This is a genomic window from Streptococcus oralis (assembly GCF_001075875.1).
Taxonomy (GTDB): domain Bacteria; phylum Bacillota; class Bacilli; order Lactobacillales; family Streptococcaceae; genus Streptococcus; species Streptococcus oralis_I.
Window position 1 is genome coordinate 1 of the sequence record NZ_JUOS01000075.1, and the last position, 16084, is coordinate 16084.

Annotated in this window: 17 protein-coding genes; 3 read left to right on the forward strand and 14 right to left on the reverse strand. The window is 39.8% G+C overall.

What is annotated here, in order from left to right:
* The first annotated feature begins 196 nt into the window (after positions 1 to 196).
* The 3 genes from murT to ADM33_RS04535 all read left to right on the forward strand — a co-directional run bounded on the left by murT (position 197) and on the right by ADM33_RS04535 (position 3520).
* Positions 197 to 1540: a lipid II isoglutaminyl synthase subunit MurT gene (gene murT / locus ADM33_RS04525; RefSeq protein WP_049503358.1), complete on the forward strand. Its 1344-nt coding sequence runs from the start codon at positions 197 to 199 to the stop codon at positions 1538 to 1540.
* On the forward strand, positions 1540 to 2322 hold the full coding sequence (gatD, locus tag ADM33_RS04530) for a lipid II isoglutaminyl synthase subunit GatD (RefSeq protein ID WP_049503359.1): 783 nt from the start codon (positions 1540 to 1542) through the stop codon (positions 2320 to 2322). The genes murT and gatD overlap by 1 nt, the downstream gene beginning before the upstream one ends.
* Positions 2323 to 2437: 115 nt before the next feature.
* Positions 2438 to 3520 carry a M24 family metallopeptidase gene (locus ADM33_RS04535; RefSeq protein WP_049503360.1) on the forward strand — a complete coding sequence of 361 codons (1083 nt, stop codon included), beginning with the start codon at positions 2438 to 2440 and terminating at the stop codon, positions 3518 to 3520.
* A 46-nt stretch (positions 3521 to 3566) separates the two neighbouring features.
* On the opposite strand, the gene ADM33_RS04540 is transcribed toward ADM33_RS04535, so the two are convergent.
* The 14 genes from ADM33_RS04540 to ADM33_RS04605 all read right to left on the reverse strand — a co-directional run bounded on the left by ADM33_RS04540 (position 3567) and on the right by ADM33_RS04605 (position 16032).
* Positions 3567 to 4109 (reverse strand): GNAT family N-acetyltransferase, encoded by a 543-nt coding sequence (locus tag ADM33_RS04540; protein ID WP_049503361.1) that lies wholly within the window; start codon positions 4107 to 4109, stop codon positions 3567 to 3569.
* Between the two features lie 446 nt (positions 4110 to 4555).
* Positions 4556 to 5380 carry an ammonia-dependent NAD(+) synthetase gene (gene nadE, locus ADM33_RS04545; RefSeq protein ID WP_049503362.1) on the reverse strand — a complete coding sequence of 275 codons (825 nt, stop codon included), beginning with the start codon at positions 5378 to 5380 and terminating at the stop codon, positions 4556 to 4558.
* Positions 5377 to 6837, reverse strand: coding sequence for a nicotinate phosphoribosyltransferase (locus ADM33_RS04550; RefSeq protein ID WP_049503363.1), 1461 nt, complete (start codon positions 6835 to 6837; stop codon positions 5377 to 5379). The genes nadE and ADM33_RS04550 overlap by 4 nt, the downstream gene beginning before the upstream one ends.
* 107 nt (positions 6838 to 6944) lie before the next feature.
* Entirely contained in the window at positions 6945 to 7433 is a 489-nt protein-coding gene (locus ADM33_RS04555) for a DUF6773 family protein (protein WP_049503364.1), read from the reverse strand.
* Positions 7423 to 7632: a helix-turn-helix transcriptional regulator gene (locus ADM33_RS04560; RefSeq protein ID WP_001107501.1), complete on the reverse strand. Its 210-nt coding sequence runs from the start codon at positions 7630 to 7632 to the stop codon at positions 7423 to 7425. The genes ADM33_RS04555 and ADM33_RS04560 overlap by 11 nt, the downstream gene beginning before the upstream one ends.
* A gap of 149 nt (positions 7633 to 7781) precedes the next feature.
* On the reverse strand, positions 7782 to 8378 hold the full coding sequence (locus ADM33_RS04565; protein WP_049503365.1) for an HAD family hydrolase: 597 nt from the start codon (positions 8376 to 8378) through the stop codon (positions 7782 to 7784).
* A 36-nt stretch (positions 8379 to 8414) separates the two neighbouring features.
* Positions 8415 to 8840 (reverse strand): GNAT family N-acetyltransferase, encoded by a 426-nt coding sequence (locus ADM33_RS04570; protein ID WP_080982689.1) that lies wholly within the window; start codon positions 8838 to 8840, stop codon positions 8415 to 8417.
* A 99-nt stretch (positions 8841 to 8939) separates the two neighbouring features.
* Positions 8940 to 10313 (reverse strand): amino acid permease, encoded by a 1374-nt coding sequence (locus ADM33_RS04575; protein ID WP_049503366.1) that lies wholly within the window; start codon positions 10311 to 10313, stop codon positions 8940 to 8942.
* Between the two features lie 82 nt (positions 10314 to 10395).
* Positions 10396 to 10878, reverse strand: a complete 483-nt coding sequence (gene greA, locus ADM33_RS04580) for a transcription elongation factor GreA (protein ID WP_049503367.1) — start codon at positions 10876 to 10878, stop codon at positions 10396 to 10398.
* 354 nt (positions 10879 to 11232) lie between these two features.
* Entirely contained in the window at positions 11233 to 12993 is a 1761-nt protein-coding gene (mltG, locus tag ADM33_RS04585; RefSeq protein ID WP_049503368.1) for an endolytic transglycosylase MltG, read from the reverse strand.
* An 81-nt stretch (positions 12994 to 13074) separates the two neighbouring features.
* A complete protein-coding gene (locus ADM33_RS04590; RefSeq protein ID WP_049503369.1) occupies positions 13075 to 13569 on the reverse strand; it encodes a GNAT family N-acetyltransferase in 495 nt (164 codons plus the stop codon).
* Positions 13566 to 14081: a GNAT family N-acetyltransferase gene (locus ADM33_RS04595; RefSeq protein ID WP_049503370.1), complete on the reverse strand. Its 516-nt coding sequence runs from the start codon at positions 14079 to 14081 to the stop codon at positions 13566 to 13568. The genes ADM33_RS04590 and ADM33_RS04595 overlap by 4 nt, the downstream gene beginning before the upstream one ends.
* 8 nt (positions 14082 to 14089) lie before the next feature.
* Entirely contained in the window at positions 14090 to 15424 is a 1335-nt protein-coding gene (murC, locus tag ADM33_RS04600) for a UDP-N-acetylmuramate--L-alanine ligase (protein WP_049503371.1), read from the reverse strand.
* 11 nt (positions 15425 to 15435) lie between these two features.
* A complete protein-coding gene (locus ADM33_RS04605; protein ID WP_049503372.1) occupies positions 15436 to 16032 on the reverse strand; it encodes a hypothetical protein in 597 nt (198 codons plus the stop codon).
* Positions 16033 to 16084: the final 52 nt, after the last annotated feature.

Sequence of the window (16084 nt, forward strand, 5' to 3'; positions counted from 1 at the left end):
TAATACTCTTCGAAAATCAAATTCAAACCACGTCAGCTTCACCTTGCCGTACTCAAGTACTACCTACGGCTAGCTTCCTAGTTTGCTCTTTGATTTTCATTGAGTATAATTTTAGAAAGCAGCCCTCGTCGGGCTGTTTTTTTCTTCACTGAAATCTCAAATCTATCTTTTCTAGCTTTTATGATATAATAGAAACATGAAATTAAAAACAACTTTGGGCCTTCTAGCTGGGCGTTCTTCTCACTTTATCTTGAGTCGTATTGGACGTGGAAGTACACTACCTGGAAAACTTGCCCTTCAATTTGATAAAGATATTTTACAGAATTTAGCTAAGAACTACGAGATTGTTGTGGTCACTGGAACCAATGGAAAAACCTTGACGACCGCTCTCACTGTCGGTATCCTAAAGGAAATTTACGGTCAAGTTTTAACCAATCCTAGCGGTGCTAACATGATCACAGGGATTACAACGACTTTCTTGGCTGCAAAATCTTCAAAAACTGGAAAAAATATTGCAGTACTTGAAATCGACGAAGCTAGTCTCTCTCATATCTGTGACTACATCCAGCCTAGTCTATTCGTCATCACCAATATCTTCCGCGATCAAATGGACCGCTACGGTGAGATCTATACGACCTATAACATGATTTTGGACGCTATTCGAAAAGTTCCTACTGCTACTGTTTTGCTGAACGGTGATAGTCCGCTTTTCTACAAACCTGCAATCTCAAATCCTGTTCAGTATTTTGGTTTTGACTTGGAAAAAGGTCCAGCAAAGCTTACTCACTACAATACTGAAGGCATCCTCTGTCCTGACTGTCAAAGTATTCTTAAATATGAGCTTAATACCTATGCTAACTTGGGTGCTTATATCTGTGAAAATTGTGGCTGTAAGCGTCCTAACTTGGATTACCGTCTGACAGAATTGGTTGAGTTGACTAACAATCGTTCTCGTTTTGTTATTGACGGTCAGGAATATGGTATTCAAATCGGTGGTCTCTACAACATCTACAATGCTCTGGCTGCAGTTGCTATCGCCCGTTACCTAGGCGCTGATTCTCAACTGATTAAACAAGGATTTGATAAGAGTCGTGCTGTCTTTGGACGACAAGAAACCTTCCATATCGGTGACAAGGAATGCACACTGGTTCTTATTAAAAATCCTGTTGGTGCTACCCAGGCCATCGAAATGATCAAGCTAGCTCCTTACCCATTTAGTCTATCTGTTCTCCTCAATGCCAATTATGCGGACGGGATTGATACCAGCTGGATTTGGGATGCTGACTTTGAGCAAATTACGGATATGGACATTCCTGAAATCAATGCAGGTGGAGTTCGTCATTCTGAAATTGCTCGTCGTCTACGTGTTACTGGCTACCCAGCTGACAAGATCACTGAAACAAGTAGCCTGGAACAAGTTCTCAAAACAATCGAAGCTCAAGACTGCAAGCATGCCTATATCCTTGCGACTTATACGGCTATGCTAGAATTCCGAGAATTACTAGCCAATCGTCAGCTTGTTAGAAAGGAGATGAACTAATGGTTTATACTTCACTTTCCTCAAAAGACGGCAATTATCCTTACCAACTAAATATCGCCCACCTCTATGGGAATCTCATGAACACCTACGGAGATAATGGAAACATCCTCATGCTCAAGTACGTCGCTGAAAAGCTGGGTGCACATGTAACAATTGATATCGTTTCGCTTCATGATGATTTCGATGAACATCACTACGATATTGCCTTTTTCGGTGGTGGCCAAGACTTTGAACAAAGTATCATTGCTGGTGATTTGCCTGCTAAAAAAGAAAGTATCGATAACTTTATCCAAAATGACGGTGTTGTCCTTGCTATCTGCGGTGGTTTCCAACTATTGGGTCAGTATTATATTGAAGCTTCTGGAAGACGCATTGAAGGCTTGGGTGTCATGGGACATTACACACTCAACCAAACCAATAACCGATTCATTGGTGACATTAAAATTCATAACGAAGAATTCGATGAAACCTACTATGGTTTTGAAAATCACCAAGGCCGCACCTTCCTCTCAGATGACCAAAAACCATTGGGGCAGGTTGTTTACGGAAATGGAAACAACGAAGAAAAGGTCGGTGAAGGTGTTCACTATAAAAATGTTTTCGGTTCTTATTTCCACGGGCCTATCTTATCTCGTAATGCAAACTTAGCCTATCGCTTGGTCACTACTGCTCTTAAGAAAAAATATGGTCAGGACATTGTTCTACTAACTTACGAGGAAATTCTCAGCCAAGAAATCGCTGAAGAATATAGCGATGTTAAGAGCAAGGCAGAATTCGACTAATATTTAAATTCCAATATGCTATTAGCTGTTGGAATTTTTTTAGGTTCTTTTCCCCTTCTCCCTTGCATTTTCTCCTAATTTTTGCAAAAATAGAGGGGTAGAAAGAAGGTAGCATATGTCTAAATTACAACAAATCTTAACTTATCTTGAATCAGAAAAGCTAGACGTCGCTGTCGTATCTGACCCCGTCACAATTAATTACCTCACTGGCTTTTACAGTGATCCCCACGAACGCCAAATGTTCCTCTTTGTCCTTGCAGACCATGAACCACTTCTCTTTGTTCCAGCCCTTGAGGTTGAGCGTGCAACAAGCACTGTCTCTTTCCCAGTTGTTGGTTATGTGGACTCTGAAAATCCTTGGAAGAAAATCCAAAATGCTTTGCCACAGCTTGATTTCAAACGTGTAGCAGTTGAGTTTGATAATCTCATCTTGACTAAATACCACGGTTTAAGATCTGTCTTTGAAACTGCTGAATTTGAAAACTTAACTCCATTGATCCAACGTATGCGCTTGATCAAATCAGCTGACGAAGTGCAAAAGATGATGGTTGCAGGTGTTTACGCCGACAAGTCTGTCAAAGTTGGTTTTGACAATATCTCTCTTGATAATACGGAAACAGATATCATTGCGCAAATCGACTTCGCTATGAAACGTGAAGGCTATGAAATGAGCTTTGATACCATGGTCTTGACTGGTGATAACGCTGCAAACCCACATGGTATTCCTGGAGCAAACAAGGTTGAGAACAATGCCCTTCTCCTATTTGACCTTGGTGTTATGGTAAATGGTTATGCATCAGATATGACTCGTACAGTCGCTGTTGGTAAACCCGACCAATTTAAAAAAGATATTTACAACTTGACTCTAGAAGCTCAACAAGCTGCCCTTGACTTTATCAAACCTGGTGTAACAGCTCATGAGGTTGACCGTGCGGCTCGTGAGGTGATCGAAAAAGCTGGCTACGGTGAGTACTTCAACCACCGTCTCGGTCACGGTATTGGTATGGACGTCCACGAATTCCCATCCATCATGGAAGGAAATGACATGGTTATCGAAGAAGGCATGTGCTTCTCAGTTGAGCCTGGTATCTACATCCCTGGTAAAGTCGGTGTCCGCATCGAGGACTGCGGTGTTGTTACGAAGGATGGCTTCGACCTCTTTACAAGTACCAGCAAAGACTTGCTTTATTTTGATTAAAAAGTATATTACAAAAAATAAGATGGAAAAGTTATTCTTTTCCATCTTATTTTTTGATTTGATAATAAATTTTATCAGCGATATAACCTTTTCGTTCAACTGCATTTGGAATTGTCTTCCAAAAAGTCATACCCGCCTTTTCCATCACACGACCAGAGGCGGGATTTAAACTTGCATAGCAAGCATCAACCTCTTCAAATCCAATCTCATCTAGACAGTATGATAAAACAGCCTTCAAGGCTTCTGTCATGAGTCCTCGTCCCCAGTAGTCCATCCCTAAGATATATCCGACTTCACAGCTAGAGTTTTCTTCATCCACACTGACCAGACTAATATCTCCAATGACATAGTCTGGATTTTCTTTGAGACAAATGGCCCATTTGTAGTAATTTGGATCGTCATAGGATTTTACCCAATTGCCAATAGAATTTTGAGTCTGTTCAACATTCAGGTGTGGATTCCAAGTCACATAAGTCAGATTTTCTGAGCGTGAAGCCCAATTATCAAACATGGCTTGAGCATCACCTTCCACAAATCTCCTCAGTATCAAACGTTCTGTCTTAATAGTTTGTGTCCCTAGTGCTTTCATAATGGTAACTCTCTTTCTATTTGAATGTTCAAGCTAAAAAGGTCCACTGGACCTTCTTAGCTTTCTTATTTCTAGGCTCGGGGTAAAAACACTACACTCATAAACATTGAGAAAACAACAGTTTCCTCTAATTTCATGACACAGTCGCTGTCTGGCTTGAAATGCACTTTAGCAAGTTTTTTCAAGCCTAGTCATCGTTGCGGGGGTGAGACAAGGAAAATCGAACTCTTCGAGTTACCGACCTGCCTCGTTTCCCTATTCCTAGATTCGGGGTAAAAACCTCCACTGGAGGTTATTCTTGCTTTCTAATTTCTAGGCTCAAGGTAAAAAGGTCCCCCGGACTTTCCTCGCTTTTCTATTTTCAGGCTCGGGCTAAAAAAGTCCCCCGGACTTACTCTCACTTTCTTATTTCTAGGTGAGAGGGTAAAAACCTCCACTGGAGGTTTTTACTCCCAAAACTTATCAAATACGGTGATTGGTAAGTGGCGTTTGTGTTGGCCTTTGTACCACCATTTTTCAATGGTGGCTTGGGCTTCTGGACTTACTTGTTTACCTTCGAGGTAATCATCAATTTCATTGTAAGTGAGTCCCAAGGCTACTTCATCTGCAATGCCTGGTTTTTCTTCTTCCAAATCTGCTGTTGGAACTTTTTCATAGAGGGCTGGATCAGCTCCAAGCTCTTTCAAGAGTTGTTTTCCTTGGCGTTTATTGAGGCGATAGAGTGGGAGAATATCTGCACCACCATCACCAAACTTGGTAAAGAAACCTGTGATATTTTCCGCAGCATGGTCTGTCCCGATAACAGCTCCGCTATGAGCACCCGCAAGGGCATATTGGGCAATCATACGACTACGAGCCTTGATATTTCCCTTGTTAAAATCTGAAACAGAACTTCCTGTTGCTTCCACTGCTGCCGTCATAGCATCAGCAGATTCCTTGATATTAACGACCAAGCTCACATCTGGCTGGATAAAAGCTAGGGCTTTTTGGGCATCTGCTTCATCTGCTTGCACTCCATAAGGCAAACGAACAGCGATAAATTTATAGCTGTCATCACCTGTTTCTGATCGCATTTCTTCCATGGCTAATTGTGCCAAGCGCCCTGCCAAGGTCGAGTCCTGTCCCCCAGAAATTCCTAAGACAAATGTCTTTAAAAAAGGATGTTTTTTCAAGTATCTTTTCAAAAAGTCAATCGAACGACGGATTTCTTCCTGGGCATCAATCACTGGTTTAACCCCCAGTTCTTGGATAATGGTCTCTTGCAAACTCATTCTTCTTCTCCTTCACCTAGAGCTTCCTTACGCATCTTATCAATCAAGTCCATCTTATCTTGCCATACATCACGAGCCAAGTCGACAGGGTAATGTTGTGGGTTAAGAACGCGTTTGTATTCGTCCCAGAGCTTGTCAAATTCCTTACGAGCATAGGCTTGAATTTCAGGTAAACTTGGTAAATCATAGACTAGCTTACCTTCCTTGAAAATGTCTACCAAGAGAGGAACAGCATCAAAATTACGAACAGTTTTCTTGATATAAGTATAGGTTGGATGGAACATTTTGATTTCAGTCATGCTAGCAACATCGACACCATCATAGGTAATGTAGTCACCTTCTGACTTGCCTTTTTCACGACTGGTGATACGCCAAACTTGTTTCTTACCAGGCGTTGAAACTTTCTCTGCATTGTTTGAAAGCTTGATGGTATTGCGCATATGACCGTTCTCATCTTCGATGGCAACAACCTTGTAAACTGCTCCAAGTGCTGGTTGGTCATAAGCAGTGATGAGTTTAGTACCTACCCCCCAGACGTCTATCTTAGCTTTTTGCATCTTGAGGTTAAGGATGGTATTTTCATCAAGATCATTGGATGCATAGATCTTAGCATCCGTAAATCCTGCTTCGTCCAGTTGCTGACGAACTTTTTTAGAAATATAAGCAATGTCTCCAGAGTCAATCCGGACACCAAGGAAATTAATCTTGTCACCAAGTTCACGCGCAACCTGAATCGCTGCTGGAACACCGATACGAAGAGTATCGTAGGTATCCACTAGGAAGACACAGTTTTTGTGAGTTGAGGCATAAGCCTTAAAAGCCTGATAGTCATTCCCATAGACTTGAACCAAAGCATGGGCGTGAGTACCTAGTACAGGAATACCGAAGAGCTTACCTGCACGCACATTACTAGTTCCATCAGCGCCACCAATGACAGCGGCACGAGTTCCCCAGATAGCCGCATCCATTTCTTGCGCACGACGTGTACCGAACTCCATCAAAGGCTCATCTTCGATGACTGAACGAATACGAGCTGCCTTAGTCGCAATCAAGGTTTGAAAGTTAACGATATTCAAGAGAGCTGTTTCAACCAATTGACACTGCGCCAAAGGTCCTTCTACTTGAACAATCGGTTCATTGGCAAATACCAAGTCTCCTTCCTGAGCAGAACGTACGGTCAACTCTAGCTTGAGATTACGCAGATATTCCAAAAATTCTCCATGATAACCCAGTGACTCTAAATAAGCAATATCACTATCAGAAAAGCGCAGGTTTTCTAAGTAGTTCACAATTCGTTCCAAACCTGCAAAAACAGCGTAGCCGTTTTTAAAAGGTTGTTGGCGGAAATAAACTTCAAAAACTGCTTTCTTGTTATGAATTCCTTGGTTGAAGTAAACCTGCATCATGTTAATCTGATACAAATCTGTGTGCAATGTTAAACTGTCATCTTGGTACATATACTGTCCTTCTTCCTTATTTGTAAAAAGATGAAAATGTTTCTTCTTTTCTCATAAATTAGTACTATTATAACACATTTTACCAAGATGGATAAAAAGCTAACAAGCTATTCCATACTCTCAAGTTCATCCATATCTTTCTCAAACTTTTTCTGAGCCCATTCACCATAACTCTTTAAGCCTAGGTTTCCAAGAAAGACCCAAGGAAGATAAAAGAGATAGGTAAAAACCCAAGCAAAAATGTATTTAATATGTAGAGGGTTGTGCTGATAAATCTCTATATTGAACTGGTAGTTTCGCAACATTATAGTAGTTGTGATAAACAGAGTCACAAATAGGCATCCCAAAATCGTAAAATGAAAACGACTATAGTAGGTCACACCGAGATTGCGAGCACGGGTGAAAAAGTAAAAAGTCCCTATGATAATAATAACGAGAAGCATACTTGGATTAAAAAGGCTTGGTGCTAACACTGCTATGAAATAAGCTAGAAACAACAATCCGATAGAGATATGAAAACTCTCTGCACTAGCTTTATGAAGTTGTTGCTCTTCTCTTTCGTCTAATAATTGATAATAATAAAATCTATTTTTCATCTTCTTCCTCCCAAAATAGTTGGTCTAGGGTTTTGCCTAAGCATCTGCAAATGGACTGGCAAAGGGAGAGACTAGGATTATATTTCCCAGCTTCTATCAAGCCGATAGTCTGTCTAGTCACACCTACAGCTTCTGCCAAGTCACCTTGTGTCATATCAAGCTCTACTCGAGCAAGTTTTAATTTTAAATTCTTAGCCACTTCTTACCTCCTTTATAATTTTAAAAAGTTGCGCTTCTTTCTAAGTTCATTATATCATATATTTTACATTACGCAATATATATCTGTCATTTTGTACATTTTTTTTAACAAAAAACTCTCTACCAGCTAAATGATAGAGAGTTTTCTGCTTATTCAAATTTTTTCAAAATATCTACAACGTCACTTCTCTGTTTGACTTGATAGGCTTTGATGCCTAAACTTTCAGCCATATTAGTGTTGTCTGCTATATCATCAAGAAAGACACAATTTGCTGGATCCAACTCGTATTTACGGAGGATTTCTTCAAACATTTCTCGATCAGGTTTGATGACCTTAATATCACAGGAAAGAACAAACCCATCTAAAATCTTTTCTAGAGGTGCTAATTGATCTTTCAATAATTCATAAAAAACTGGTGAGGTATTAGATAGGACAAAAATACGATGGCCATTTTCCTTTAAACGTGCAAGAAGCGGAAAGACTTCCGTGTAAATATCGATATAGGCAGGCCAGTTCCAAATGACTTCTTCAACCTTTTTCTGATAGCAATCCCCTATCATAGAAAGAACCTTATCAACCAATTCTTCTCGAGTCAAGGTCCCCAGGTCCAATCTTTCCCAGAGCCCCGACTGGAAAATAGCCTTGTCTAAGATCAGATAATCTTTCTGAGTTTTAGCTACAGCTTTCAAAATCTTATCCTTGTTCCATTCCAATAAAACATTACCCATATCTAGTATGATATCCATTAAGCCAACTCCATTATGATGTGTCGATTTCTTCGATCATTCATTTCCTGTTTTCAAATCCTTTTGATAATAGTATCTTTGTCCAGTGTAGGGATAATCTTTTAAGGTAAAGACTTCCTTGTAGCCCTGCTTTTGATAAAAGGCTGGCGCTTGAAACTGATATGTATTCACAAAAGCAAAGCGACAGTTTCTCTTCTTAGCTTCACTCTCTGCTTGCTGTAATAGTTGGGAGCCGATTCCTTGTCCTCGCAAGTCCTCTTTCACAAATAAATACTCGATTTCTAGCCAATTTCCAAAGGTCTCTGCTACTAAACCAGCCATGAGTTGACCGCTATCGTCTTCGACATAAAGGTTAAGTGGCTCACTTTCAGCTGCTTCTCTCTTAGAACGATTATAGGAGCGAATCAAATTCCCTATTTCCTGTGCTTTCTGAGACTCTGTATTATCCAATCTAATGTGCATCAAAACCTCCTCAAAGACACTCACGCCTTGATTATATTCCTATTTTGAAGAACTGTCAAACTAAAAAAACTCACCAACCTAAGTTGATGAGAGTAAAACTTATTTTCTAAATTTCCATTGGCTATAAATACCAAATGCGACAATCCAGATAGCTGAACCTCTAGCTCCCATTACAGTTGATTCTTGTAAGAAGAGTGTTCCAAATACAAAGATAAAGAAGAACATGGTCAGAGGATTTAGCAAGCGGTATTGAGGCATGAGATAGCCATTTGCCATAAAGTCTTTAGACTTGCGATACTTGAGATGGGCTACCATAATCAAGATGTAGATGGCGATATAAACACCTGATGAAGAAGCTGTAATCAAAGCAAAGGCATCTGATACGCCAGGAAGTACATTGATGAAGGCTGCAAAACCAATCAATACGGCAGAAGCAATGATTGCATTCTGAGGAACGTTGTGACGTGAGAGCGTGTCTGCCTTAATAGCTTTCAAGAAATGATTTGGTGAATCATGGGCAATTTGGTACAAGTGACGACCTGTTGAGTAAAGGGTTGAATTCAAGGCTGACGCTGCTGAAGTCAAAACTACAAAGTTAATCAAGGCTGCTGCCCACTTAAGACCAACAAGTTCAAATACCGTTACAAATGGTGAATCTGTCGCAGAAAGCTCACGCCAAGGAATAATAGACATGATGGCTAAGAGAGCTCCACCGTAGAAAAAGATAATTCGCAAAGGAATTTCCTTAACAGCCTTAGGCAATACTTTTCGAGGATCCTTGGTTTCAGATGTTGTAACACCGATAAACTCAATCATCAAGTAAGCAAAGAAAACCATTTGAAAGGCCATGACAAAGTTCATACCTCCATTTGGGAAAAGGGAGAAATGATCACTGATATTGGCAAGGCTTGCTGAACCATAAGGCGTTTCAAAGCCAGTCAAAACTAGAAAGACACCTGTCGCAATCATGGCAAGAATAGCAACGATTTTAATCATAGCAAACCAAAATTCCACCTCACCAAAGATTTTAACAGCAATCAAGTTCACCAAGCCGAGTATTGTCAGAAATACAACCTGAATCAACCAAGATGGCCAAGATGGAAACCAAAACTGAACATAGTGAGCAATAGCCGTAATCTCGGCCATTCCAATAAAGACTACTGAGAGCCAGTAAGACCAGACTGAGAAGTAACCCCATCCCTGACCAAGATAACGCGTAATAAAGTTGATAAAGGTGTGTTGCTCCGGATCTTGGTACAACATTTCCCCGATAGCGCGCATCATAAGATACATGAAGCCACCCGTAATCATATATACCAATACAATCGAGGGTCCTGTTAAACTAATGGAGCGACCAGCTCCTAGAAACAGTCCTGTTCCAATTGTTCCTGCAATGGCCATAACCTGAACATGGCGATTGGTTAACCCACGTTCCATTTTATTTTTCTTTTTGTGCTTATTTTCTGAATTCATATAGTCTCCTCTAGTTTTTAGAATTAAGAAAAGGAGTGATAGGAAGCGCTTTCCCTATATCTACTCCTTCTTTTCATTCCTATTAAACTGTTTTTTCTACTTTTAAGATTTTAACATCATAGCTTCCTACAGGTGTTTCAATTGTAGCAATATCACCTGTTTTCTTACCAATCAAGGCTTGCCCAATCGGGCTTTCGTTTGATACTTTACCTGCAAAGGCATCTGCACCCGCTGATCCCACGATGATATATACTTCTTCGTCGTCTTCACCAATTTCTTGGATAGTTACTGTTTTCCCGATAGCAACTTCATCTTGAGCAACTGCATCGCTATTGACAATCTCAGCATAACGGATTTTTGTTTCCAAGCTAGAGATTTGTCCTTCAACGAAGGCTTGCTCGTCCTTAGCTGCTTCATACTCACTATTTTCTGACAAGTCACCGTATGAACGCGCAATCTTGATGCGTTCTACAACTTCTGGACGACGAACTAGTTTCAACTCTTCTAATTCTTTTTCGAGTTTTTCCTTTTCTTCAAGGGTCATTGGATATGTTTTTTCTGCCATTTTTCTCAACTTTCTTTTGATTAAATTTATATTTCTTTAGGTAGTAAAGCAAAATTATGTGGTAAACCACATAATTTTACAATGAAGACAAAGTCTTTTAAAAGCTTTCCTTAAATGATTTTGGTCAGTATCGACCTTTTAAAATCTGTGCCTAAATCTAATGATTCTATCACTTCTAGACTCAGGTTCAAATAAGAGGTAAGCTTTTACTTTCGCAATTTCCGAACGCCTAAAACTTGTGAATTTCAGGCGTTTCTAATCATAGCGGAAAGACTGGTATGACTTGCTTTGATCGTGAAAAAGAGAGTTTTACTTCTACATTCACGAATTTAATAGCAAATCTTGTTCTAAGAGTTAGTTTGAACTACTTGATTGTGTCAATTTACTGTTAACATGCTCTGCAACGTTTCGATCATGTTCTTCTCGCGTCGTTGCAAAGTAAACCTTGCCATCTTGTACGTTGGCTACAAAGTAGAGATTGTCACTCTTAGTTTGATTGATACTTGCTTCAATTGCATCTAGACTTGGACTGTCTACTGGACCAGGCATTAAGCCAAGGTTTGTATAAACATTATATGGTGAATTGATTGTTGTATCAATTGCTGCATCATCTGCCAAGCTAATATTTTGTCCTAGCTTACCTTCTGCATAGAGAATAGCAATGTTACTTTGGAGCGGCATGCCAAGGTTCAAACGATTATAGAAAACTCCAGCGATCAGTTTGCGATCGTCAGTTTTCAAACCTTCTTTTTCCACAAGTGATGCAATGGTGAGGAGTTCATTCACTGTCAAGTTCTTTTCTTTGATTGCAGTATAATGTGCTGACAAGTTTTTGTCCATAGCTGCCACCATTTCATCAATCAAGCTTTCAATAGTTGTGCTTTCTTTGATAGCATAAGTTGCTGGGAATAGGTATCCTTCTAGACGATAACGAACACCACTTTCTTTAGTTGGTAGACTTTCGAGAAGGGTTGGGTACTTAGCAACTAATTGAGAGATGAAGGTTTCATCTTGCACTTTTGCCAAGAAGGCATCAGCAGTCAAAGGTTCTTTAAAGTCTCCTTGAAGCTTACCAACTGTTTGTGCGATTTGATCAAGGGTATATCCTTCAGGGATTGTAAGATTTGCAAGTGCAACTTCTTGAGGTTGAGGCGTTCCACCCTTTTGCAATTCTTTGATGATATCATCTGTACTCATGCTCTTTTGCAAATTATAGTAACCAGATTTCAAATCATTGTAGTCTTTATACTTAGCATAAAGGCTAAAGATAAAACCATGTTTTACCAATCCAGAGTTTTCTAAGGTGTCACCAATTTGCTGAAGATTAGCCCCTTCTGGAATCTGAACTGTGACATACTGTTTTGAATTTGCATCAACCGGTTGGAGTGCAGATTCAACATAACGGTAACCAAAGAAACCACCCACACCTAGTAAAATCAATAAAACAATTACTGTTACGAAAAATCCTTTCAAGCGTGATTTTTTCTTTTTCTTGATTGGTTTCACTGACTCTTTACGACTTCTTCTAGGAAGTTCTGTTCTAGTTTCAACTGGAGCAGCTGGTTCTTGACTAGGAGTTTCTTTTTCAAGAACAGTTGATTTCGGTTGAGGCTTAATATTCTTTCTAGCAGGACTTGGTTTAGCCTGATTCGTACGATAAGAAACTGGAATCCTTGTCGAAATAGCATTGAACTCTTTCTCTTCTTCCGCTGGTTGAGCAGGTTCAAGAGGCTTAACGGGTTCAACAGCTTCCGTTGATGGTAAAGATTCTGCTGATGGTAGAGGATCTGGAGCTACAGTTGGCTCTGAAGCTACAACTGGTTCTGAAGCTACAGAAGTTTCAACTGAATCATCTTGTAAAACTGGACGTGGTGGAACTGCCGGAGCATTAGCAAGCAATTCATCCACTAGTGAAACAGAATTGGCCATCAAGTCTTCTACAGAAGGTTCTTCCACTGGTTTTTCCGCTTCTGAACTATTACTTAAATTTGAAAACAAATCATCGTTACTACTTTTAGTATTCGCGATGCCGTCTTCTCTTTTTAATCTTTCTAAATCTCTTAAAATTTGTTCTTTAAAACTTAACTTTTCTTCTTCTCGAGAATTTTCGCTCAAAGGTGTTACCTCCTTGTTGATAATCCATAATATTATATCTTAAAAACTAAAGAAAAGCAACCATAGATGCCTTTCTGATGCCTAATTCGTGTTTTCCCAGACCATATCATACCATTCTTCCCCAGCAAAAGTCGACTTAGATTTTCCTTCATTCACAAAACCATGTTTCTCATAATAGCCAATGAGATAGTCATGACAGGTCAGATTGATTCCCTCACGCTCATGCTCAAGAGCGATCTCTTTTAAGGCGGTCAATAATTTTCGTCCGACACCTAAAGCTTGAGCTTTCTTAGCAATGGATAGACAAGTCACAGAGATATAGCCACCTTTATGATGGCTATAATCTTTAACGTCTTCTGTAAATGACTGGTCTTGTAAATGTCGACGAGGGATTACTGGTCCCTCAATATAGCCTAGTATTTCCCCCTCTTTTTCAGCCACTAAAAAACTAGTCTTAATTTCCTTCAGATGAGCTTCAAAAACAGGGAGAGGAATGGCTTCTTCAATTGAAAAGTTCTCTAGTTCAATTTCAAAGATCCGATCTAAATCTGTCAATCTCGCTGGTCTAATAATCATATTTCCTCCTGATAATAGGGATTCTGCCAACTCATGAGAAATGCAACTTCACTGCCCCTTTCTCCATCTACGATCCCCTGTTCTACAAATCCATTCATTTCAAAGTAGGCTAGCAACTCATCCTCACAAAGCAGATAAATACCTGGTCTATCTTGCTGACGGGTAACTTCCTTCAAAGCTGCTAGCAACAAAGTTCCAAAACCTTGCCCTTGGTAATCTGGATGAACAGCTAAATCTTCAAGGATGATTGAGTTCTCATTAATGAATTTCTCACCTCCAATATCAAGCATCCATTTTCTTAAAGAGGGAAAAGGAAGTATCGTCGCAGTGATATAAGCAATCCCTTGATTATCCAAGCTAGCTAAGAGAAACGTACCCGCATGGTTGCGGATACGTTCTTCTATTATTTCTTTATTCATTATTTCTAGGGAGCTTGAAATACTTTCTTGTATCAAGCAAATCTGATCAATATCTGATTGCTGAGCTTCCCTGATTTTAATTGGAAATTCCATGATCTTTCTTACTGAACATTGCTTGTCAAATTAGACAAGAGACGTTCGAATGAATATTCATACGTTTGAATGTCGCCAGCTCCCATGAAGACATAGACAGCATTGTCATGGTCTAGGAGTGGAGAAACATTTTCAACTGTGATAACTTGATGTTTCTTGTTGATTTTATTGGCAAGGTCTTCTACTTTGACATCACCATGGTCTACCTCACGAGCAGATCCATAGATTTGTGCTAGGTAAACCGCATCAGCCTGATTCAAGGCTTGGGCAAAATCGTCCAACAAGGCGATTGTACGAGTAAAAGTATGCGGTTGGAAAATTGCCACGATTTCCTTGCTTGGATATTTCTGACGTGCAGCATCAAGAGTCGCTACGATTTCAGTTGGATGATGCGCAAAGTCATCGATGATAACAGTGTCATTGACAATCTTTTCTGTAAAGCGACGTTTCACTCCCCCAAAAGTCTTCAAGTGTTCACGCACCAAATTCAAGTCAAAGCCAGCAGTATAAAGCAAACCAATCACTGCTGTAGCATTCATGATATTGTGGCGACCGAAAGTTGGAATGTGGAATTGGCCCAACTCTTGACCACGGAAGTGAACGGTAAAGGTTGAACCTGTTGTAGAACGAAGTAAATCGCTTGCTACAAAGTCATTACCTTCTGCTTCAAAACCGTAATAATAGATTGGGGCATTTGCTGTAATCTTACGTAACTCAGCATCTTCACCATAGACAAACAAACCTTTGGTAATTTGTTTAGCATAATCATTGAAGGCGTTGAAGACATCTTCCAAGCTTGTGAAATAGTCAGGGTGGTCAAAGTCAATGTTCGTAATAATAGAATATTCTGGGTGATACGGCATGAAATGGCGCTCATACTCGTCTGATTCAAAGACAAAATACTTGGCATTTTCAGAACCACGACCTGTACCATCTCCGATCAAGTAGCTAGTGTCAGTGATGTGTGACAAGACGTGAGAAAGCATCCCAGTCGTTGACGTCTTACCGTGTGCACCAGCAACTCCCATGCTGATAAAGTCACGCATAAAGCTACCAAGAAACTCATGATAACGTTTGTAGCTGATACCATTTTTGTCAGCATAAGCAATTTCAACATTGTTATCTGGACGGAAGGCATTACCAGCGATAATTTCTAAATCACCTTGAAGATTTTTTTCATCAAAAGGTAAAATTGTAATTCCTGCTTGCTCTAGTCCACGTTGAGTAAAATAGTACTTTTCAACGTCAGAACCTTGCACCTTGTGCCCCATTTGATGCAACATCAAAGCCAAGGCACTCATACCTGATCCTTTGATTCCGATAAAATGATAGGTTTTTGCCATTTTCTTCCCCTCTATTCGCTCATTCTAGTCAAGTTAAGCTCTTGGGCCACTTGACGTTCTTGTTCTTTTTGTTTACTTTTTTTGTTATAAATTTGACTTTTCTTTAAAAAGTCATAATTGTTTTTCTTGGAACGACTTGTTTCACCGTCTGAAATTGGATGTTCCACTTGAGAAACTGTTTCTGCCAAAATATAGTGAGATTGACCTAACTTCTGACTATATTTCGCAAATTCTCCTGGATTTTCTTTTTGAAAAGGTGCTGTCGGTTGATTTGCTGGACGCACCTGGCTTGTTTTCGTTTGACGTCTCGTATGACTCACATCCTGAGTCAAATATCGAGCCGAGCGCTTCTTTTTCAAATCCGCGCGAGCTTCTTCACGCGCTAATTCAGCATAGGATTTTTCTTTTTTCTCAATCGGTTTTACAAGAGGCTTGGCTTTTTCTTGCTTTTTTTCTTCAGTGATTGGAGACCATTCTAAGTAGTTTTTATCTTGATAATCACCTTTGATATTACTGATGAAATCAGACTCATCGTAGAGATTCATAACTGGCATTTCTGTCAACATGACTTCATCATCTGCCACTATTGGAAATCGTTTTTGTGTCATATTTATTTCCTTTCAATACTCCATTATAGCGTAATGTCTTGATTTTTCAAGT